The 19071-nt window shown below is 37.9% G+C and carries 26 protein-coding genes; 11 read left to right on the forward strand and 15 right to left on the reverse strand.

Annotation, left to right across the window (positions count from 1 at the left end; translation table 11 throughout):
• The first annotated feature begins 92 nt into the window (after window positions 1–92).
• Genes FPV17_RS16640 through moaC form a run of 3 tightly spaced genes read left to right on the forward strand, consistent with a single transcriptional unit; the run spans window position 93 to window position 1661 of the window.
• Window positions 93–584 (forward strand): MogA/MoaB family molybdenum cofactor biosynthesis protein, encoded by a 492-nt coding sequence (locus FPV17_RS16640; protein ID WP_246117052.1) that lies wholly within the window; start codon window positions 93–95, stop codon window positions 582–584.
• Window positions 581–1147, forward strand: a complete 567-nt coding sequence (mobA, locus tag FPV17_RS16645) for a molybdenum cofactor guanylyltransferase (RefSeq protein ID WP_144559514.1) — start codon at window positions 581–583, stop codon at window positions 1145–1147. Before FPV17_RS16640 ends, mobA begins: the two co-directional genes overlap by 4 nt.
• Window position 1148: 1 nt before the next feature.
• Window positions 1149–1661 carry a cyclic pyranopterin monophosphate synthase MoaC gene (moaC, locus tag FPV17_RS16650; protein WP_060705689.1) on the forward strand — a complete coding sequence of 171 codons (513 nt, stop codon included), beginning with the start codon at window positions 1149–1151 and terminating at the stop codon, window positions 1659–1661.
• Here moaC and FPV17_RS16655 read toward each other — a convergent pair whose 3' ends face one another.
• Window positions 1662–3101, reverse strand: coding sequence for a 4-hydroxyphenylacetate 3-hydroxylase family protein (locus tag FPV17_RS16655; protein WP_144559515.1), 1440 nt, complete (start codon window positions 3099–3101; stop codon window positions 1662–1664).
• 153 nt (window positions 3102–3254) lie between these two features.
• On the opposite strand from FPV17_RS16655, the gene FPV17_RS16660 reads away from it, so the two are divergent.
• Together FPV17_RS16660 and FPV17_RS16665 are read left to right on the forward strand one after the other, a co-directional pair.
• The gene (locus FPV17_RS16660; protein WP_035395342.1) at window positions 3255–4073 is read left to right on the forward strand and encodes an alpha/beta fold hydrolase; all 819 of its coding nucleotides are present in this window, start codon (window positions 3255–3257) and stop codon (window positions 4071–4073) included.
• Between the two features lie 142 nt (window positions 4074–4215).
• Window positions 4216–4890 carry a queuosine precursor transporter gene (locus tag FPV17_RS16665; protein WP_144559516.1) on the forward strand — a complete coding sequence of 225 codons (675 nt, stop codon included), beginning with the start codon at window positions 4216–4218 and terminating at the stop codon, window positions 4888–4890.
• A 26-nt stretch (window positions 4891–4916) separates the two neighbouring features.
• On the opposite strand, the gene FPV17_RS16670 is transcribed toward FPV17_RS16665, so the two are convergent.
• The 3 genes from FPV17_RS16670 to FPV17_RS16675 all read right to left on the reverse strand — a co-directional run bounded on the left by FPV17_RS16670 (window position 4917) and on the right by FPV17_RS16675 (window position 8086).
• Window positions 4917–5270, reverse strand: a complete 354-nt coding sequence (locus FPV17_RS16670) for a hypothetical protein (RefSeq protein ID WP_035395343.1) — start codon at window positions 5268–5270, stop codon at window positions 4917–4919.
• Between the two features lie 253 nt (window positions 5271–5523).
• Window positions 5524–5673, reverse strand: a complete 150-nt coding sequence (locus FPV17_RS22035; protein WP_186370637.1) for a hypothetical protein — start codon at window positions 5671–5673, stop codon at window positions 5524–5526.
• 1903 nt (window positions 5674–7576) lie between these two features.
• Window positions 7577–8086, reverse strand: coding sequence for a hypothetical protein (locus FPV17_RS16675; RefSeq protein WP_144559517.1), 510 nt, complete (start codon window positions 8084–8086; stop codon window positions 7577–7579).
• Window positions 8087–8543: 457 nt separating this feature from the next.
• Here FPV17_RS16675 and FPV17_RS16680 point away from each other — a divergent pair, with 457 nt between their 5' ends.
• A complete protein-coding gene (locus FPV17_RS16680; protein WP_144559519.1) occupies window positions 8544–8759 on the forward strand; it encodes a tyrosine-type recombinase/integrase in 216 nt (71 codons plus the stop codon).
• A 239-nt stretch (window positions 8760–8998) separates the two neighbouring features.
• Here the strand turns inward: FPV17_RS16680 and FPV17_RS16685 are convergent, their stop codons facing one another.
• From FPV17_RS16685 to FPV17_RS16690, 4 genes are all read right to left on the reverse strand, one after another.
• Window positions 8999–9226, reverse strand: coding sequence for a hypothetical protein (locus FPV17_RS16685; RefSeq protein WP_144559521.1), 228 nt, complete (start codon window positions 9224–9226; stop codon window positions 8999–9001).
• Window positions 9216–9389 carry a hypothetical protein gene (locus FPV17_RS22040; RefSeq protein ID WP_186370638.1) on the reverse strand — a complete coding sequence of 58 codons (174 nt, stop codon included), beginning with the start codon at window positions 9387–9389 and terminating at the stop codon, window positions 9216–9218. The genes FPV17_RS16685 and FPV17_RS22040 overlap by 11 nt, the downstream gene beginning before the upstream one ends.
• A 135-nt stretch (window positions 9390–9524) precedes the next feature.
• Entirely contained in the window at window positions 9525–9680 is a 156-nt protein-coding gene (locus FPV17_RS22045; protein ID WP_186370639.1) for a hypothetical protein, read from the reverse strand.
• Between the two features lie 14 nt (window positions 9681–9694).
• Window positions 9695–10786, reverse strand: a complete 1092-nt coding sequence (locus tag FPV17_RS16690) for an AimR family lysis-lysogeny pheromone receptor (protein ID WP_144559522.1) — start codon at window positions 10784–10786, stop codon at window positions 9695–9697.
• Window positions 10787–11126: 340 nt separating this feature from the next.
• Here FPV17_RS16690 and FPV17_RS22535 point away from each other — a divergent pair, with 340 nt between their 5' ends.
• The gene (locus FPV17_RS22535; protein ID WP_144559523.1) at window positions 11127–11423 is read left to right on the forward strand and encodes a helix-turn-helix domain-containing protein; all 297 of its coding nucleotides are present in this window, start codon (window positions 11127–11129) and stop codon (window positions 11421–11423) included.
• A gap of 38 nt (window positions 11424–11461) precedes the next feature.
• Here the strand turns inward: FPV17_RS22535 and FPV17_RS16700 are convergent, their stop codons facing one another.
• The 3 genes from FPV17_RS16700 to FPV17_RS16710 are packed head-to-tail and all read right to left on the reverse strand — an operon-like array spanning window position 11462 to window position 13393.
• A complete protein-coding gene (locus FPV17_RS16700) occupies window positions 11462–11923 on the reverse strand; it encodes a hypothetical protein (protein WP_144559526.1) in 462 nt (153 codons plus the stop codon).
• Entirely contained in the window at window positions 11892–13115 is a 1224-nt protein-coding gene (locus FPV17_RS16705) for an FtsK/SpoIIIE domain-containing protein (protein ID WP_144559528.1), read from the reverse strand. The genes FPV17_RS16700 and FPV17_RS16705 overlap by 32 nt, the downstream gene beginning before the upstream one ends.
• Entirely contained in the window at window positions 13112–13393 is a 282-nt protein-coding gene (locus tag FPV17_RS16710; protein ID WP_144559530.1) for a hypothetical protein, read from the reverse strand. The genes FPV17_RS16705 and FPV17_RS16710 overlap by 4 nt, the downstream gene beginning before the upstream one ends.
• Before the next feature lie 139 nt (window positions 13394–13532).
• On the opposite strand from FPV17_RS16710, the gene FPV17_RS16715 reads away from it, so the two are divergent.
• The 4 genes from FPV17_RS16715 (at window position 13533) to FPV17_RS16730 (ending at window position 16669) form a co-directional block, all read left to right on the forward strand.
• Window positions 13533–13754 (forward strand): helix-turn-helix transcriptional regulator, encoded by a 222-nt coding sequence (locus tag FPV17_RS16715; RefSeq protein WP_144559532.1) that lies wholly within the window; start codon window positions 13533–13535, stop codon window positions 13752–13754.
• Window positions 13755–13964: 210 nt separating this feature from the next.
• Window positions 13965–14369, forward strand: a complete 405-nt coding sequence (locus tag FPV17_RS16720; RefSeq protein ID WP_144559534.1) for a YhjD family protein — start codon at window positions 13965–13967, stop codon at window positions 14367–14369.
• 444 nt (window positions 14370–14813) lie between these two features.
• Window positions 14814–15533, forward strand: coding sequence for a RipA family octameric membrane protein (locus FPV17_RS16725; RefSeq protein WP_144559536.1), 720 nt, complete (start codon window positions 14814–14816; stop codon window positions 15531–15533).
• Between the two features lie 149 nt (window positions 15534–15682).
• The gene (locus tag FPV17_RS16730; protein ID WP_246117053.1) at window positions 15683–16669 is read left to right on the forward strand and encodes a DUF3644 domain-containing protein; all 987 of its coding nucleotides are present in this window, start codon (window positions 15683–15685) and stop codon (window positions 16667–16669) included.
• Between the two features lie 192 nt (window positions 16670–16861).
• Here the strand turns inward: FPV17_RS16730 and FPV17_RS16735 are convergent, their stop codons facing one another.
• The 4 genes from FPV17_RS16735 to FPV17_RS16750 are packed head-to-tail and all read right to left on the reverse strand — an operon-like array spanning window position 16862 to window position 19041.
• Complete coding sequence (locus FPV17_RS16735) at window positions 16862–17956, reverse strand: N-acetylmuramoyl-L-alanine amidase (RefSeq protein WP_144558548.1); 1095 nt, start codon at window positions 17954–17956, stop codon at window positions 16862–16864.
• 2 nt (window positions 17957–17958) lie between these two features.
• Window positions 17959–18225, reverse strand: a complete 267-nt coding sequence (locus FPV17_RS16740; RefSeq protein WP_144558547.1) for a holin — start codon at window positions 18223–18225, stop codon at window positions 17959–17961.
• Window positions 18226–18274: 49 nt separating this feature from the next.
• Window positions 18275–18649, reverse strand: coding sequence for a hypothetical protein (locus FPV17_RS16745; RefSeq protein WP_144558546.1), 375 nt, complete (start codon window positions 18647–18649; stop codon window positions 18275–18277).
• Entirely contained in the window at window positions 18613–19041 is a 429-nt protein-coding gene (locus FPV17_RS16750; RefSeq protein WP_144558545.1) for a hypothetical protein, read from the reverse strand. Before FPV17_RS16750 ends, FPV17_RS16745 begins: the two co-directional genes overlap by 37 nt.
• Window positions 19042–19071: the final 30 nt, after the last annotated feature.

The following is a 19071-nucleotide window of genomic DNA, read 5'->3' on the forward strand; positions in this document are numbered from 1 at the left end:
TTTACGACTCCTTTCTACTCACTTACTATAGGAGATAAGCAAATGCTAACTAGTCTAACTGGATATGTATATGGAAAGGAAAGGATAACCCTATGATGCACCATTCAAACGACGTTGTTCATGCTACTATTGCCATCGTAACACTTTCCGACTCACGCACAGTGGCAGAAGATAAAAGCGGTCAATTGATTCGCCAATTAATTGGTGATCACCATACAATTGGTTCTTATGCACTTATACCCGATGATCCTCAGCTCCTAACATCGAATCTCCTTGAGCTAGTAGCAGATCCAGAGATTGATGTCATTCTATGTAATGGTGGAACCGGCATGAGTAAACGTGATTATACTTATGCTACCATAAAAAAACTCTTGGATAAGGAATTAGTAGGCTTTGGTGAACAATTTCGACAGCAAAGCTATGAAGAGATTGGTGTAAAAGGACTTTTTAGCAACGCTATAGCTGGCACAATAAACGAGACAGCCCTTTTCGCATTACCTGGTTCAACTAACGCTGTCAAGCTTGGTATGGAAGCCTTTATTCTCCCTATGCTTCCTCATTTACTAGGAGAGCTTCGCAAATGACTGGCGTTGGATTAATTTTGGCTGGTGGACAATCTAAACGATATGGCAAACAAAAATTATTTGAAAACTACCACAACCAACCGCTTGTGTTTCAAAGCATTCAAGCCTTTAAGCAAGCACATATGCCTTACTTCATTGTAACAAACAATGAACTTGCGAACGATTTTAATGGTGACGTTCCGATAATAGTAGAACAAACCGCTCACCTAGGACCACTTTCGGCCTTATGTACAGGTCTCGAACATATCGAACCATATGGATATTCCTATGTACATGTTTTAGCTGGTGACCTCCCCTATATAGAGGCTTCGTTTGTCTTAACGATGCAACGGTACGCACAGACATTTCCAGAGTCGACAATTTTATTACCTGTACAGAATGAACGTGAACAACCATTACACGCTATCTACCGATTGGGCTGCTTACAAGCTATCCGAGCTTTATTGCCTGAGCAAACGAGTATGCGCGCCCTTTACAAGGGACAGAACACAAAGCGATTGTCGTTTCCAAATGACGTCCGGTTTTTTAAGAATATTAATAGAACAACGGATTGGAGAGATTAACATGAATTCTTTTTCCCATTTTAATGAGGAAGGTCGAGCAAAAATGGTGAATGTTTCTCAAAAAGCTGAAACCGAAAGAACAGCAACTGCTCGTACTAAAGTAAGGCTTTCTGCCACTCTTTACGACGCTATCCATGATCAAGGCTTAAAGAAAGGCGACCCTTTAGCAGTTGCACAAATAGCCGGTATTATGGCCGCAAAGAAAACAGCCGACTGGATACCTATGTGCCATCCCATTACGATACAAGGAACGGACTTGCAGTTTTCTTTTAGAAAAGACGAGGAAACCACTGATTATGTGTTAGTCATTCATGCGACGGTAACGGTCAAAAGTAACACTGGCGTTGAAATGGAGGCTCTTACTGCCGTTAGTGCTGCTGCTTTAACGTTTTATGATATGTGTAAAGCAATTGATAAAGGGATGATAATCGAAGAAACGTTGCTCGTTGAAAAAACAGGAGGAAAGAACGGCAATTTCTATCATCCTCTTTTACAAAAAGAGAGAAGTCGTTAATTACTTCTCTCTTTCAAAAAAATCGCTTATCCGCATTTGTAACTCTTCTTTCTTTTTGCTATACAATCCGTTCAAGGAGGATAGCACGCGAACCGGGTCGCCATAGAAGTATCGCTCATAAAGTAATTGCCTTGTGCCAAACTCTGTCATTGTCATATCCCGCGCGAGCTGAATGAGCTGAAATTTATCATAGGCGCTTACATATTCTCCTTTTATAAATCGCTCTAAATAAGGCGCAATCGAAGAAGCAAAATCTTTTTCACTCGGTGCCGCAATAAAATGACTCGCTCCTAAAAGTTGAATGATTTCAATTAATCGTGGGTACGTCGTCTGGTAGTAAGATGCACATGCTTTTAAGGTTTCTAATTTCGGCACCATTATGCCAAAGTCATTGACCTCTGCCTGAGCTTCGGAAGAATAAACGAAACCAACCATCGCCTCCAATGCAATAATCATTTCGCCAAGTTTTCCTTGGATATGCTGATGACGTTCAATATCAAGCATTGTTACGAGTGCCTGAGCAATACCGAGTAACCACTCTGTTTTAACAATTTGTCTGTTGACTGCTTGATATAACAAGAACGATTCCATTCCTGTTTTCATAAATAAATCGTTCATTAGCCATTCATTCCTGTATAAAAAAACCCGGTTCCAAGGCACAAGAACGTGGTCAAAGACAACGATAGCGTCACCTTCTTCAAATTGTGAGCTGAGAGGCGAATCAAATGTGCTTTCCTTTTTGTAAGGAGGACGGTTAATAAAAGTTAGACCTTTTGTGTCTGATGGAATCGTACAACCAAATAAGTAATCACTATCAATAAATGCGGCTGAAGGGATAACAAGTAGCTCATCCGTCATACCCCCTTGGGTTGCTAACAGTCTTGCCCCATCAACTATGATGCCTTCTTCTGTTTCTTCAATGATCTTAGTAGCAATCGGCTGATCTTTGCCTTGACCATCTGGGAAAAAGGGCTTTCTACTGATAGAAGGATTAACAAACGTATGTGTAAACGTTAAGTCTACTTCTTTTGCACGCTTATAGATCGCATCAATATTTTCTCCAAACTGTGGGTCTGCTTCAGCAAAGAATTTCTTTGCGCCTGCCATAATGGCGATCATCGTATTCACATAGTCTGGGGATCGCCCTAGCACCCCTAATGTTTCATTCGCCCATAATTGCGTCGCTTTTCTCCGTTTTACTAAATCTTCTTTTGTACGAGGAATGTCGTATGAAAAGTTAATTTTTTGATCCTTCCCCTGGAGAGTAGATGCATATCGTTCATCATGAACCATGTCATAGAGCTTTCCTTTTGCTTTAAAAACGGATTGAAATGGTTCCACATCTGTTAAAGGGCGTTCAATTCGTTTGCCGTCCATCCATACATTGCTTTTTAGGCATGCCATTCTTTTTAAATACTCCGCACCTGTAACGATTCCCATCTTTCACACTCCTTCTTCGTCGCTATAGCCTATGCACATTCGCCTATCACCGTGATTTGTCCTGTTGAACATTCACATCTGTTTTAAAACCAAATAAGCGGGTAAACAAACAAAACGATAGACTAGTTTTATAAAAAAGGAGCGAATGTTTACATGGCACATCGAATTGAAGTCGAGCACGGAACCACTCTTTTTGTAGAGGATATTGGTAGCGGCCAACCCGTTATTTTTCTACATGGCTGGCCAGTCAACCATAGAATGTTCGAACACCAAATGGCAACATTACCAGAAAAAGGTTTCCGCTTTATTGGTGTAGATTTAAGAGGCTATGGACAATCGGATAAACCAGCTTATGGCTATGATTATGACCGAATGGCGGATGACCTTCGTGTTGTCATTGATACACTTGAACTTAAGGATGCCGTATTATGTGGATTCTCAATGGGAGGAGCCATTGCAATACGCTATATGGCAAAGCACGGCGAAAAAGGTGTTTCTCGTCTCGCGCTATTAGGCGCAGCAGCACCGGTATTTACGCAGCGAGATGATTTTAAATTTGGTTTACCTAAGGAAAATGTGGATGACTTAATTTTAGGTGCATATGCGGACCGCGCCGACATGTTAAAAGACTTTGGCGGTCTATTCTTCGGCAAAGAACCAAGCACCCATTTTAATAGCTGGTTCCACTCACTTGGTATGCAAGCAGGACCTCACGCGACGATTGAATCGGCTCGAACCCTTCGAGATGCTGATTTGCGTGGTGACTTAAGTGCTATTTCCGTACCAACTGCCATTTTACACGGTCGAAACGATGAAATCTGTCCGTTTGATTTAGCAGAACAAATGGAAGCAGGTATTGCCAACGCCACTATTATCCCTTTTGAAGAGAGCGGTCATAGCTTGTTCCATGATGAAAGAGAGAAATTTAACGAAACCATCATTCAATTTATATCAGAACCTGTTAAATCGTAAGAAGATGTTTAAGACCAGTACAGTTGATGTACTGGTTTTTTGTCTGTACAATTATGTGGACTTGTGGTAAAGTGTCTTTCGTTCCTATGAAAACACGCAGTTCGTAACCTTCCTGCGTTATCAAAACTAAAGGAGATAAATCATGTCCACAGAACTATTAGGGCTATTGTTTGCCCTCGCAAATTTTTCCTTCCTGCTCTTATTTTATAAGTTGTTTGGAAAAACAGGTATTATCGCCTGGATCGGCTTTGCAGCCATTTTAGCTAATTTACAAGTCTTAAAGACAATTGAACTGTTCGGCTTTATCGTAACAATGGGGAATGTGATGTATGCGACAACCTTTCTCGCAACAGATCTATTAAATGAAAAGTATGGGAAAGCCCTCGCCAAAAAAGCCGTTTGGCTAGGCTTCTCAACCTTACTCGTTTCAACGATTATCATGCAATTTGTACTGTTATTCCCACCTCATGGAGAAGACCTAGCACATCCGCACCTTGCTTTTATTTTTGACTTCGCTTTACGCGTTGCGTTAGGAAGCTTAACGGCTTTTATCATTAGTAATCATATTAACATCTACATCTTTGCGTTCTTTAAAAAGCTGTTACCAAAAATGCTTTGGCTGCGAAACATCGTTTCCAGTATTTTTGGACAAGCGTTGGATACATTGATTTTCTGTGCAATTGCGTTTCTAGGTGTGTATTCGATGGGCATCTGGTTTGAAATTGCCCTAACAACATATCTGATGAAATTTATCGTTTCTCTGCTTGCGATGCCTTTTATTTACTGGGCTCGAAGCATCAAGCCTCTGCAAGATTAAAAAAACGGCCTGTCCCCAGGCCGTTTTTACATTTCCTTCTGAAACGCATTTATCATAATCTTAATGTTCGCAATGTCTGCTTCATTTTTTTCTTCAATTTCTTCTTTCAATTCAAGTAAAAATGTCTTCTTCGCACGTAAATTATCAAGAGCAGACTGGTACTGGTGATACACTTCTCCTTCTTGTTGATCACTTTGTTCAATACTCGCGTAAACAGCCTCCATAAACCGATATTCGGATAGCTTATCATTTACATTAATGGTCCCTTCATCCTGTTCATTTAACACTTCCGGTGTTTCAATTGTATAAATGTCTTTTAATTGTTTTTGTAAAGCAACCATATGTTCTTCGCAAAATTTTTGTACTAACTCATCGTTCATATAACCGACTCCTTTCTTTTTACCCTATTCCCAATAAGTATACAGGAAAAACCGTAAAGTAAAGCGGTCTTTAGAAGAAAAAACAACCACTCCTTAAAAGGAAAGTGGTTATTAAAAAAGTGTGCAGGCACATTACGATACCTTAAACCGCATCACCTGTTTTTATAGATCCTATGTATCTTTGTTCATTGCTCTTACCTTTAAAATCCTCTACTAAATTCAATTTTCCTGATTCATGAACCAATACATCGGCTTATGTCCCGGGACGCGTTGGACCATCTGTTAATTCAGCAACTGAACTTGCAGGTCCAGTACCTGGTCTTGTAGGGCCACTTAAATCAATAACAGAAGTTGTTGATAAAACGATCCCCATTGCAATTAGCAACGATACTACCTGTTTCACATCTTCACCCCCTTTTCATCATGTACTCTTTCGTAAATCTTTAGCATAACTTGCAAAGAAAAATCGACCACTACTTATTTCTTACCATATCATAACGCTCGAAAATCAAGTAGCGACTAGTACTAAGTTATCCCATATAAACAGTCAAGCAACGTTCATTCATCTTTAGTATCATGGTTTAGCAAAACACTCTAAGGGGTGATTAAATGAGTAGTTACATACGATGCACCTCTGTTACCCCAAGCAGGATCATGTAATAACCCATCGGCTTTATTAGCCCCCTTGAGACCTCGAAAAAAGCGGGGTTTTGTTTATTCTCTTATTGTTCATTTATTTCTATTGGACAGAAAGTATCTACTTTAAGTCTCTTAACCTTAATTTAACCTGCCAATATTCTAACCGCTCCTGTAACTGCTCTTGCATCAAAATAACCACCGTAACCCCTCTCTTCATCCAGCCTGAGTCAAAAAATTCTTTTAGAAAACCATTGCAATTGATTGAGGGACCGCGCACGGTAACGTGATCAGCTCTTTTTTTATTTTGATCTTATGTGTGTTCGTGACGATGTAATTCCGCGTTTTACCGCGCTCTCCAAGGGTAATGAATTAAAAGCGTTCACTAAACCTTAACTTTCAGAAGTATCTATAGAAATGGAGGTAATTAAAATTAAAAACGCATTATCAAAAACGTTAGTCACTTCCTTTATCACAGTTGTAGGCATTTTAATCATATTGCTCATCTTCAATGGGGCATCTGTATTTAATAACACTCTATTAATGTCAGCACTGGCGTTTATTGTACTAATACATTTTATTATTATACTCTTCCGCAACCGTTCCACTTAGACTGATTCAACCTATTTATTAAATCGTAGTAAATGAATTGGAGGTCTTCTTATGAATGAGAATAATGATAGAAAACCATTCCGCAGCAAGAAAGATATGTTCCTGTGGTTACTTGCAGGGATACTAGGCACTCTCATAGCTATAATAATATTTTGATACTCCAGTTAAACAAGATTTAGGAGGTATTCGATGTATCGTTTTAACAGATGGACCTATTCCCTGACACTAGCTCTCATATGCGGTGCCGTTTACTTAGCATTGAGTTATTTTAATAACAATCAAGCGGAATGGCTAAACACCCTTATCCTAACCACCGCTTTATTCCTTACATGGGTGTTTCTTTTTCCAAGATTCTATAAAAATAAAAATGGTGAAGTTAAAAAGTGATACTCCCTATAGAGGAGAGCGTTAATCAACAATTACAAAAATTCACGGTGAGGGGAGGATTCGAGATCGTAAAAATACTCTAAGCGTGAATTCTATGGAACAATTAGGAACTCAAGAAGAAAGAGGTACAAGAAATACTGAAGTTGTTGATATTCAAAATTGAGGAACGACTTTTGAAAACCCTACCAATTATACGAGCGATCGAAGTAACGATGAACTATTAGAGATCGAAATCTACAATGTAGGACACTCTTCTGTTGAAGTGTTTCCACCAACCGAGCTAACCCTGATTCGACAGAAGAGTGATTTTTAACGTATAGGGTATTCTCCCATACTTGCATTTTATAACGACTTTAGGACTAAAAACTGCAACTATACTGCAAATCAGTTATTTTCTTTTTTAGAGTCTTCATCTTTCCACTCAAAAAACACTACTAATAGGAAAGAAATTATTGCTAAAGGTAAAGTTACCATCAGTGCAATAAGACCAAAAGTATAAGTCCAAAATAAAGCGTTATTTCCAGTTTGATTCTGTATAAATTGTTCGTAAAGGTCAATTGCAAGAAAGAAAAGAAATATCGGAACTATAGTAATGACAATAGTCCAAAGTATTGTCTTAATTAATCTTTTAGAGAAAGATTTTGACTTCAAATTGTTTTACCTCACTTAAATTAGAAGGAAGCATTAAATCTTTGATTTCCATGTGTAGGGAATAAGTTGTTAAATCCTTCATTATCTTTTGTATATACTAAGAAACTCATTCCTGATTTCGGTATATAAACAGCCACTTCATGCGCAGGTGCTAAATCATGGACTCCAGATACACTTCCAGATCCATTAGAAGTAATATTTACTGAGTAATTATAATCAATATTTGGAGGTAACTCCATAAATAAAGGAATTCCCACTGAATGCTCAAGATCCCAAGAAGCTCTACTAGAGTTAATGCTAGAATTCGATCTCGTAAAAGTATCTGCTTCAGCCAGTTGTTCTTCAACTAATCTCTTATTCCCATTGTATCGACCTGTTACACTTATTGCCAAACCTCTACTATCAATGTAGGGGTATGAATTTGATCTATCTGCTTCAACACGGTTGTTTGTAAAATCTGCCCTAATTGCACTTCTTGTTCTGTAGCGGTCACTAAATTCGTCCCAAATTGCATTCCCCGCTGAATTCATACGATTATCTCCACCTATGTATCCCACCAAACCACCAGCTATACTTACATACTCATTAGGAATCTCCAATTGCCTCAACGAAACGCTTTAATATAATTAATTTTCTGTTATTTCGAGCATTATTATTCTTTGCATCGAATCACTCCTTAAGGTTTGCTTTATTTTAAAAGCCATATTTATGGCTCTTAAAACCTAATTCAACTTCTTAATAATTAAGACCTGTAGTGATCAAAAACACCTAAAAAAAAATAAAAACGGACGATTCAAATTGATGAGTTTGTTCTAGGAGAACTCAAAACCCTTAAGAAGATCATGAATGAGTACAAGCTCAGAAAAGGTAAAGAGTATAACGATCAAGGGTTTATATTTGTAGACACGAATAGAAAGCCCGGTTACCCAATGATTATTAAAACTGTCGGTCGTAGAATAAAACGAATTTTAAAATTAGCTCAGTTGGATGAATCACTTACCCCCTTACTCTCCAAGACTTACCCATACCTCTTTATTAGCTGAGGCTGGTGTTTCTCTTGAAGAGATCATGGAACGATTAGGACATAAGAATGATTCAGTCACAAGAGACGTTTATCTACACGTAACAAAATCACGCAAAAAAGAGGCTGCTGTAAAGTTCAGCAACCTCATGGATAGTGTAAGAAATAAAAATTCGGGGTAGAAAGTATGTCAAAAGCATGTCATATCATACAATTAACTACACTAACAAACCCGAAACCCTTAAAGCATCAAGGGGTCAGAGAGGCATGTTACATCATGCCGCCCATTCTGTTAATGGTTTTTTAGGGTTTCTTCTCACTTTTTTAAAGACTGGTTTTGAATACAAAACTACCAACAAAGTCAGTTTTATTCCTCCGTACTCCGCAGTCCTTATTATGTTTGTTATTTTTTCGTTAGTTTTTATAAACTAACATTATGCAATCCAATACTACCCTTAAAATAAGCAAACGACTCATCAATTATTTTTCTCATCTTTGCGTCATCTTTTATTTGTAAATCTTCAATATTCTTTATAACCTTGATCCAAACAGTTTCCAGTGTTTCATCGTTATCTGTTTCTTTGTATAAACTGTATAAAGACTTCGCTTCAACCAGTCTCCCCCTCACCTTGTCTATTTTAATCTTCATTACTCGGTCCTCTATACAGATACACACTGCTAATCTCTACCCAACGATTAAAACCATGTATATCTTTTTCTGGGGATAAATATTCTGCGTATACTTTTTTATTATCATGGACAATAAGTTTCCCGGACTGGTTCTCTATATCCCAAAACTTAGATAACTTCATTGTAGTTCCCCCTTTTTTTATGTACACATATAAATAGGAAGATACTCGATTCTCATATGCATATGTGTATATAAAAAGACGTCGTTGTATTAGACGTCTTCTTTAGTTGTAATAAGTATAGCTTTGTAGTATAAATTATGTCCCTGTACCTGGTTGTGTCGGTCCGCTAAGTGGTGTACTAGTAGGCGCTGTACCTGTTCCCGGTTGTGTTGGTCCCGCTACTTCCGTCAAAGTAACTGATCCAGATACTAGGATAGTCACAGCGACGATTGAAAGTAATAACTTCTTCAATTTCTCACCTCCCTTCACTGATATTCCGAAATTGCTCTTTCAAATAATTGAGCAAAGAAATTATTTCCTGATTGCTTCATTAAACCGTATCCTTTAATGATTGGTTTAATATCTTTAGTTGCAATCCCTAAGTAAAGAAGAGCAAAAGGAGATTTTTTATCAACCGTTTCTAAAGCTTTTCTTGCTTTCTCATTTTCTTTCCTTACTAAGTATTGGAATGCCAATTCTTCGTCCTTTAAAGATTCTATTTCCTGATATTCACCATGAACATTCAATACAAACTGAATGTCTTGCTCTATTTGAGCAGCCTTACTACTTGAAGCTAATTTATACAACCTTTTTGCTTCTTTTAAATTGTGTAAAGATAGCTCTTTATTACGATACATTTCAGCATGGCCTAATAAATGATAAGCGCATGCTACTAAATAAATTGGCACAAGCTTGCTCTTCGTTACCTCTTTTGCATGCATAATTGCTTCGTCAATATCTTCATTCTCGTAGAGACAAACAAAAGAATAATTCAAATGGTACTTAACCTTAAGCGAATCTTTTAAAAACCCTTCTTTCAAAGTACCTATCTTTCTCTCTACACGATCTATGAAAGATCTAATGTTATATTGATCATTACGGAAATGTATTGATGTTTCAATTAAGTCTAACTTGAGTTGGGCATCTGGAACTGTAACTCGTCCATATAGTTCGCGACACTTTTCCCATGCCACTTCCGGAGTCATGATGTTTCTATCCCTATTGAAACGGTATATTTCTACCCATTCTTTAACCTCACCACGGTGATCTTTATACTCGGTAAGCAAATCATCCATTAACTCTTGTCTTTCGAAATTAGAAGCGTATTCAAGTGAATTAAGTATACCAACTGGCTTTTTAAGCGTTCTGCAATAATCGTCCATTACCTCTAAGTAATCTTCTTCTATGTACCTAAGTACAGACAGCGTTTTCGAGAATCTTAAGTCTTTACTACCTTTTTTATCAATTACATCTGATATAAGGGATTTTGCAATGCCTGTGTTATGTGTAATGTCAATTTGCTTATTTCCCTCTTTGCTTAACCACTTGTTTATTGAGTTAAAAAGTACTTCTGACATAGGGACCCCATTTCCAGTTCGACTTTTTTAAAAGTTTTGTTTTGTCGAACATTTTAAACGTAACACTTTATACACACACTTTGTATTGGGAAAATTATAAAACAAAAACAACGTGTAATTTGTCGAAATTTAGTTTTTTATTACTATTTTTTTAAAATCTTTGATTAATTCAAGGTTTTCTTTGTTGGGAAACATTACCCTATAAAAATATATTATCACAAAACATTTGTTCGTCAAACAGAAAAATAAAGTGGATTTTAATTTTATAATTAACTACAAAACGGATTATTAACAGACTGTAAAACCGTCCCGATATATTCTAGGGGCGGAGGGCATCTATATGGAAACATTTGGCGAACGACTAGCCTACATACGAAAACGACATAATCTTTATCAGTACGAGGTAGCTGATAAGTTAGGCATCCATAAAGTTACCTATGCTAATTATGAGCAGGATAAAAGACAGATGGATTACGCTACTCTTGTTAGGTTTTGCGAGATATTCAATGTGTCATCTGATTTCTTACTAGGTATAATCCATATACCACATAGGATAGATGAATACAGCAAAGAAGAGGCTGACTTTATGAGACGCTCGCTCGATGTATATAGAGAAGTAAAACGAAATAAATATTAATAAAAAGAAAAAAAGCGCCGAATGTGGACGCTTCTTTTTTATGCCAAGGCTCCGCCGATCCCAACTAGCAAATTCATAAAAATCGGCATTAGCTGGACCAGTATATAGCCGATACTGGCATTTTGTATCAATCCCACCCCACGCTCCTTTTGGTTAATCATAAACATCAACGCGCCGCCTGTAAGCATCACAAGCGCAATAGGATATGATAGTGCTTGGATCGCGTCAACAAGTGGCATAAACGCTTCTACGATGGTTTCCTTTGCGCTATCAATCGGACTCCATGCAGGAATAGCGTCCATTGGCATAGTCTCGGTTGCACTCGCATAAACTGATTTAGCTTTTGCATTGGATATAGCGATTGCGGTTGCCCCCGCTGCCAATCCGGTGCCGACTTTTATGTTTAGCTGTCTACTGGCAGCTCTTTTTTTAGTTGGCTTTGGTGGACAATCTCTATTATTTAAAAAATCACTGACTGATCCGACTGTTTTTACTCGCATGCTCTACCACTCCCTCGATATAATCATTTTCTATCATCGGTGTTTGCACAATGTATTTGCGGTCTGTCAGGTAAACACCACGACCTTTTATAAATGGCAGGTGTGCAGCATCCGTTATCCCCTCACCTAGCACAACCTCACTCGCTTTATCAGTCTGCAGCTTAAAGCACAACTTAGCATCACAGTTTTGCTTAATATTGTGATTAAGTACCTCGCTGTATGGCGTTTGCGTGGCGTAGATTAGCCGATAACCGAGCGCCCCGCCTATTCGTGCTATACGTGATAAGATCACTTCACACTGGTTCTTGATTTGCTTCAGCTCTTTATCCTTTTCAATGCCCGGCGCCAACTCTGCTCCTTCATCAATAACGACAAAGTGCCTTGCCTTTATACCTGCCTCTTGTACGTTCTCGTAGCCACCTTCTTTCAAATAGGACATGACTCCATCCATTTGTACGTTGATTGCTTCCAGTCTCTCCAACGCTTCCTCTGCGTCGCTCGCAATACCTTGTATCTGAGGACATTTACTGTAACGGCTAAAGGTTAGACCACCTTTGAGGTCAATTAATGTAAATAAGGCATTATCAGGTTGATTAGATATAAGAGTCGTGATGGCCGTCTTTAAAAAAATTGATTTACCATACCTTGTCGTACCTGCCACAACCATGTGCATGACCTTATCAAAATCGTGCTTTATCTCTTTATCCCTGCTTACACCGATCGGTACCGCCCAGTCTTTGCAGTTGTTTTCGTACGGAAGATACTCGGTTAAGGGATGATTATAGATCTTTACTTTTAATGTAGTGTCATAGCTCAACAAAACCTCTTTTTTGTATGTCTCTCCGTTCGTGATTCGTTTGATGTTCTGTTTTAACCCTTTGTTCACATCCACATTTTTAATGTTAGTTAACTTAAAGCCTTCCTTGGATCCATTGAGGCTCGTTTCGATTGCTTCTTTTTTCTTTTTAAAATCTGTGAAGGTAAGTCCTTCCGGTAATCGGTAAACGTATTCGGTATGGTCGCTCGCTTTCTTCGTCCTCAGCAACTTTGGTGTATCCTCTTTTTGGTTGTATTTGATGTATAAACCACACTTTCGGAATATCCGGTCTAACCTCTGTTTGTCGGTATGGCCCTCTTTAAGATACTCGGCACCTAGCCACGCTGCACCGCCTAACAACAGCTCTAGAATCATCTTTGTGACCTACTAAGCATCGGATTATATGGAGGCGGTGTTTGTGGTTTTTTAGGTGTTACCGTTGCTACCAGTTTAGTTGGTAGTACCTTGCGCTCTGGCTGTGGTGTAGCGGTGTGAGTAGTATCGGATGGTAGTAGCCCTTTCCGTTTGATTTCATCATCCAAGAGCTTTTTGATAAATCGCGAAAAAGATTTTTTGCCGATTAGCTGCAGTCTTAGAATGTCATCTTTATTTGTCTTGTTGAAGCTAATAGATCGCACCCACTTATTACTCATGTGATCACTCCTCTGTTGTCGATTGATACATGATATTAGCGGTATTGCTTGGCATATAACTTAAATGCAAGATTTTTTTCTTTTTATGAATAAAAGGGTTGTCCTAATTAAGCGTAGAATTTTACATAAGGGTGATAAAATGAAGAGCTTAATTGGAGAATTGATCGATGAAAGAGGATTGAAAAATGTATTCATTGCAAAAAAAATGGGGGTTTCGCAAGCTCAAATTTCCAAATGGAGAACTGGCGCTTCTTTTCCGCGAGTCGATAAATTATTCAAATTGGCGGCTATTTTGAACGTGAAAGTAGATGACCTATACGACATGACCGATGATAGCGGTAATAGTGAGTCTGAGGAATAAAAGTGATTTTGACGGTAGTACCTGACGGGGAAATACAACTAAAAGCTAATAGCTTAGCTTGGCGTGCTATTAGCTTATGATTGCGGACAAGTAGTTTATTACAAGTTAAGCACTGCAAAAGGATCAATTTTAATTGGTTCTTTTTTCTAGTTGTATACGAACATTTATTCGCATATACTATCAGTAACCTAAAACGAAGGAAGATCAAATATGGACATTAAGCAAGCTGTGATAGAAATTGCGAAAGCCGCACCTTTTGAAGACTTGGCCGCAAAGGAAATTGACAACCGTCCAGAGATAACAATACGCGTTTATGTGATTACTCGTCTAACTAGAGAGTATATACACAATATACATGCCCAAAATTTCGATATGCACCAACAGATGCTTAAATTGATTGCTGACGATCTTTTCTTGATGAGAAGTTTCTTCCGCAAAATGAATATCCGTGTTGAAGACAATCCAAGTGAATCAGAGCTAAAATCACTACACTGGCGTTACTGGATAAATGGGCGAACAGGCACAGTTGGAGGCACAAAAACAGTATTAAAAAAGAATATTAAAGAAACCTTATTAAGATATAGAAAGCGGCTAAATGATGAAATGTCCTTTTGAAAAATCCTTTGAGCAGCGTTTAGAGGATCTAGATGAGGATCGACTGTGGGAAGAAATTTTAGCGGGTATAAGCGATGAGGATAAGCGCTCGAGTGTTACTAAGTCGTCGTAGCTTATGTGGCGGAAATGACAAATGTCGTTGCGTACGGAGACCGATTGATGTAGGTCTCTTTTTTGTTGCTCAGTGAAGGCAAAACCGTAATTGTAGAGTGCGTAGTTAACAACTTGATTGTAGTTACCATAATGATTGTTGGCGTTAGGGTACCGATCAATAATTGCATCATGGATGGACCATAGATAAGCGAATGCTTCAAATTCTCTTCTCATACTTAACCTCCTTAAATATCCTATTCTACACAAGTAACGATAAACCTTTAACAACTGTTTAGTAATGAATTAATTACCGATATATACTATAGTTATCTAAATAAGAGGTGATTTTAATTGAATGAGAACGATAAAAGTAAAAGTACAACTATTAATCAAGATGATTATCTAGATAAATTTGATAAAAAGAGAAAAATGATGGCTCTTAATTATGCTTTGGATATTAGAAAATTTGAAATAGAACTGTATTGGAAAAGAGCGACTTATTTTTGGACTTTTCTTGCTGCGACATTTGCTGGCTACTTTTTACTTGTATCCTCAGAAAGAGATATGTCATCAAGTATATATGTCGTTATTCTTAGTTGTATAGGATCGGTCTTTGCTTACAGTTGGTGGAAGGTCAATGAGGGTAGTAAAACCTGGCAAGATAACTGGGAGAGACAAGTCGATTTATTTGAGGATGATGTTTTAGGTCTGCTCTACAAATCCTTAATAATTAAAAATAATACACCTAAATTTTATTCAGTATCAAAGATAAATTTAAACTTAAGTAAGAATATCTTCCGTATTTGGTTGGGATTAGTTATAGTTCACAGCATTCTATTTATCGTGGACAAAATTTATAGATTTAACTCTCCCCCACCTGATTTACCTCCTGATTTTATACATGAATTTACTACAATAACTATTGTTGAATCTTTCTTATTAGTGATTGCATTCATTTCATTAAAAATAATTATAAAAATAATTGATAGTTCAACAAACAGTTCTCATGACCTAACTAATAAAGGTGAAGATGAGAACTATACAGTTTATTTAAGAGAAAATGGAAAATGATGTAATGATATTTAATAACCCCCTTGAGACCTCGCTGAGAAGCGGGGTTTTTGTGTTTATATTTATAACAATATATAAATGTTTAATGAATCCTTTGTATATATAAAGTATAATAAAAATTACAATCTTTTAGAAAAGGCGTGGGTATTTTGGCAACTGAAAAACCAATTGCGGACAGATTATTAGATAAAAGTCACGAAGCATTTATACTAGGAATTGAAATCTACAATAAACCCACCATACAATACAGAGTTGAGGGATTCGCCTTTTTTATCTGTAACGCTTGGGAACTAATGTTGAAATCACACCTTATAAAAAAATTTGGAGAAAATAGCATTTACTACAAAGAGAGCGATAGAACAATTTCGTTAGAGTATGCCGTTAAACAAATATTTACCAACGACAAAGACCCCTTAAGAAAAAATTTAGAAAAGATAATTGAGCTACGTAATACGAGCACTCACTTTATAACAGAAGAATATGAAATGGTTTATATTCCCTTGTTTCAATCATGCGTAATTAACTTTTCCGAGAAATTAAGTGAATTTCATAATTTTGATGTAACAACTCTAATTCCTCAAAATTTCCTTACACTAAATGTCTCAATGGAAGCGATTGATAATAGCAAGATAATCGCTAAATATCCAGAAGAAATTGCGAAGAAAATAATTGATGTAAATGAAGAGATTAGTTATCTTAGCAAGAAATCTAACGCTCATGGTAAATTTGCCATAGTTATAGAGCATCAACATTTTTTAGTAAAAGATAAGAGTAAAGCAACTTCATTCGTTGGCATCGATAATAATTCGGATGTGAAAATTAAGGTATTAAGAGAAATAAAAGATCCAAATAAAACACATCCTCATAGTGCAAAAAATTGTATTAATTCGTTAAAAAAGAGATTAGGTAAAAGCGAAATTGAATTTGGAATTAATATGCATGTATTCTTGTTATTCGTGGATTATTTCGAATTAAAATCAGATGAGGCTTATTGCTTTCAATTTCAATCTGGGGAATCGGGGAAACAAGTGATATACAGATACTCACAGAGAACAATCGATTTAATTTATAAAGAAATTGAAGCAGACCCTGAGTATATATATGATAAATTAAAAGAGGGCATGAAAAAAAGATAACCTCAGGGGCAAAGGAATTCTAAGTGGTTAACCACATACTCCCATTCGGGAACCCAGCCTTATCCATCGCAAGTTATCTTTATTATATATATTATATCTTATATCGAGATATATGTATAGTTTTTTATAACGTCTTAAGATAGCTGTATAATAGTGAATTTGTTTAACCCCGCCGAAGCGGGGCTTTTTTGTTTATCCCAACTGATTTACTCTTGCTCTAACTTGATTATACTGCGCCTGTGAGATACCTAATGACTTCCTACGCGCCTCATGTCCATTACCATGCTTGCCTGCTATCACCTCTCTAGCCATCTGGTCAACGGATTTAACAGGACTCTTTGTTCCGCCACCTGCACGACGGTTAACCTCAGCTCGCACTTTCTCGTATTCTGCCTGAGAAATTCCCAAGGATCTTCTACGGTTATCATGACCATTGCCATGTTGGTTGTTGATGACTTCCGTAGCCATTTGAGCAATGCTTTTTTTAGGCTTGGCTGGTGCTGGCTTTGATGATCCTAGACCTGATTTCCGGTTGACTTCCGCTCTCACCTTCTCGTATTCAGCTACACTGATACCTAATGATTTACGTCGGTTTTCGTGCCCGTTACCATGCTTTTGAGCGATTACTTCATCAGCCATTTGAGCGATGGATTTCTTCGATGGTTTAGGAGCAGGTCTATTATCAACAATTACCCCACCTGTCTTTGTATCGTTCGGAATCGTCACTTCTCCACCTAAATAAGCAATCGCCCCTTTAGCAATTGCCTCGCCTTGCGCTTTCAATTTGTCATCATCACGCATAACAGCCACATCGTGGCGAGAGTCCATGAACCCGCCCTCTGTTAGTATTGCAGGCATCCTCGTCTCTCTTGTGATATGCAGATTCGCCTTTTTAACCCCACGATCACGCAATCCCATTGCTTTAACATATAGAGGGTGTACAGCCGCCGCTAACCTTTCAGCGTCTGGGTGATTGCCATTTTGGGTAAAGGTTTCAATACCGGTCTCCTCATCTCTCCACCTAGAGCCCAAAGCGTTATGATGGACAGAGATATAAATATCAGCGCCCCATGAATTAGCGCGGTCTGTACGTGTTTTTAGCGATACATCTGTTTTACCCGTCGGATCATCTAAGCGTAATACCTCATGACCTGACGCTCTAAGGACAGCAATTGCGGCAAGTACTACCTTATTGTTAAAGTTCCATTCGTACTCACCCGCTGGTGTTCTTTTACCTGCTGTCGATCCATTACCTCCGTGTCCTGCACACATTGCAACTTTAGCCATAATTATTTCCCCTCCTTAGTTTGTCCATCACGATGTTTTACAAGTTCGAATAACCCTGTTGCTGATAGACCTGCAAAACCACCAGCCCATAACCTTAATGTTAATTCCATGTCAGTAAAAGGCGTTGCCGCCGCACCGATCGATAGACCGATAACCAACGCAATTAAAGGCAAAAGATTTACCTTCACCTTGAACGTCTTTTTAACCAACTCAATAAGTGCTAACACGATAGGTGCAAGCACTGTAGCGAACAATAAAACTTCCTGCATATAAATTCCTCCTCATAATAAATAGCCACCCCGAGTCTCACAGGATGGCTTACGTCGTTGGGAATCCCCCTAAAAGCTGTATGATGGCTAATATGATGACAGTAAAAATACCACCAGCGCCAAACACAATTTTAAGTAGCTCCCACTTCCCTTTTTGATTTTCCCTCTTCAACTCGTATTCTGATTCCACAACACCAAGTCGATCATCGACCTTATTTACGCTGTCTTTAACACCATTTACCGCGTCTTTAAATCCTTTTGTATTCTCTGCAATCTGTATCAGAACACCCTTTTGCTCAGAAAACAATATATGCAACTTATGGTGATCGTCCTTCATATCATCCATTTTTTTTACTACAGGAGCCAACTGCTTTTGAATCTCAACCTTTACTTCGGCTCTTGTAATCGGCGTGTTGTTCTCCATGCTATTCCTCCCAAGACAGCGATAGCCGCACTAAATAAACTCATAGCTAAATAGCGATAAGGCAATACGCTCGGTGTACCTGCATCAAATGAGGCTAATGCATATAAAAATAGCAAGATGGTTGTCATTAACCCTCCTGCAATAAACAATAAATATTGATATTTGGTTTCAGCGACTACCGCAATTGATAAAACCACAGCGGCCGCGAGAAATAATATTCCCCATCCGTACTGCGGTATTAATGTTGCCATCACTTTGTAAGTTTCAGATTGATAAAACAACCCTCGATCCGAGAAAATAAAGAAAATCCCTGTGACGCCCATATAGAATGTTAAGACTATTGACAGTGTGTCTAGCATGGTGTCATATTTGATCATCTTGTTCTCCTCCATCGCCTTCCCTCCTCTCATGTGCCATATTTA

Origin of the sequence: Shouchella miscanthi (assembly GCF_007725405.1) — a bacterium.
GTDB classification, from domain to species: domain Bacteria; phylum Bacillota; class Bacilli; order Bacillales; family Bacillaceae_D; genus Shouchella; species Shouchella hunanensis.

Coding starts and splice junctions, on each gene's coding strand:
- FPV17_RS16640 (WP_246117052.1), top strand. CDS start 93: ATGATGCACCATTCAAACGACGTTGTTCATGCTACTATTGCCATCGTA.
- mobA (WP_144559514.1), top strand. CDS start 581: ATGACTGGCGTTGGATTAATTTTGGCTGGTGGACAATCTAAACGATAT.
- moaC (WP_060705689.1), top strand. CDS start 1,149: ATGAATTCTTTTTCCCATTTTAATGAGGAAGGTCGAGCAAAAATGGTG.
- FPV17_RS16655 (WP_144559515.1), bottom strand. CDS start 3,101: ATGGGAATCGTTACAGGTGCGGAGTATTTAAAAAGAATGGCATGCCTA.
- FPV17_RS16660 (WP_035395342.1), top strand. CDS start 3,255: ATGGCACATCGAATTGAAGTCGAGCACGGAACCACTCTTTTTGTAGAG.
- FPV17_RS16665 (WP_144559516.1), top strand. CDS start 4,216: ATGTCCACAGAACTATTAGGGCTATTGTTTGCCCTCGCAAATTTTTCC.
- FPV17_RS16670 (WP_035395343.1), bottom strand. CDS start 5,270: ATGAACGATGAGTTAGTACAAAAATTTTGCGAAGAACATATGGTTGCT.
- FPV17_RS16675 (WP_144559517.1), bottom strand. CDS start 8,086: ATGAATTCAGCGGGGAATGCAATTTGGGACGAATTTAGTGACCGCTAC.
- FPV17_RS16680 (WP_144559519.1), top strand. CDS start 8,544: ATGAATCACTTACCCCCTTACTCTCCAAGACTTACCCATACCTCTTTA.
- FPV17_RS16685 (WP_144559521.1), bottom strand. CDS start 9,226: ATGAAGATTAAAATAGACAAGGTGAGGGGGAGACTGGTTGAAGCGAAG.
- FPV17_RS22040 (WP_186370638.1), bottom strand. CDS start 9,389: ATGAAGTTATCTAAGTTTTGGGATATAGAGAACCAGTCCGGGAAACTT.
- FPV17_RS16690 (WP_144559522.1), bottom strand. CDS start 10,786: ATGTCAGAAGTACTTTTTAACTCAATAAACAAGTGGTTAAGCAAAGAG.
- FPV17_RS22535 (WP_144559523.1), top strand. CDS start 11,127: ATGGAAACATTTGGCGAACGACTAGCCTACATACGAAAACGACATAAT.
- FPV17_RS16700 (WP_144559526.1), bottom strand. CDS start 11,923: ATGCGAGTAAAAACAGTCGGATCAGTCAGTGATTTTTTAAATAATAGA.
- FPV17_RS16705 (WP_144559528.1), bottom strand. CDS start 13,115: ATGATTCTAGAGCTGTTGTTAGGCGGTGCAGCGTGGCTAGGTGCCGAG.
- FPV17_RS16710 (WP_144559530.1), bottom strand. CDS start 13,393: ATGAGTAATAAGTGGGTGCGATCTATTAGCTTCAACAAGACAAATAAA.
- FPV17_RS16715 (WP_144559532.1), top strand. CDS start 13,533: ATGAAGAGCTTAATTGGAGAATTGATCGATGAAAGAGGATTGAAAAAT.
- FPV17_RS16720 (WP_144559534.1), top strand. CDS start 13,965: ATGGACATTAAGCAAGCTGTGATAGAAATTGCGAAAGCCGCACCTTTT.
- FPV17_RS16735 (WP_144558548.1), bottom strand. CDS start 17,956: ATGGCTAAAGTTGCAATGTGTGCAGGACACGGAGGTAATGGATCGACA.
- FPV17_RS16740 (WP_144558547.1), bottom strand. CDS start 18,225: ATGCAGGAAGTTTTATTGTTCGCTACAGTGCTTGCACCTATCGTGTTA.
- FPV17_RS16745 (WP_144558546.1), bottom strand. CDS start 18,649: ATGGAGAACAACACGCCGATTACAAGAGCCGAAGTAAAGGTTGAGATT.
- FPV17_RS16750 (WP_144558545.1), bottom strand. CDS start 19,041: ATGGAGGAGAACAAGATGATCAAATATGACACCATGCTAGACACACTG.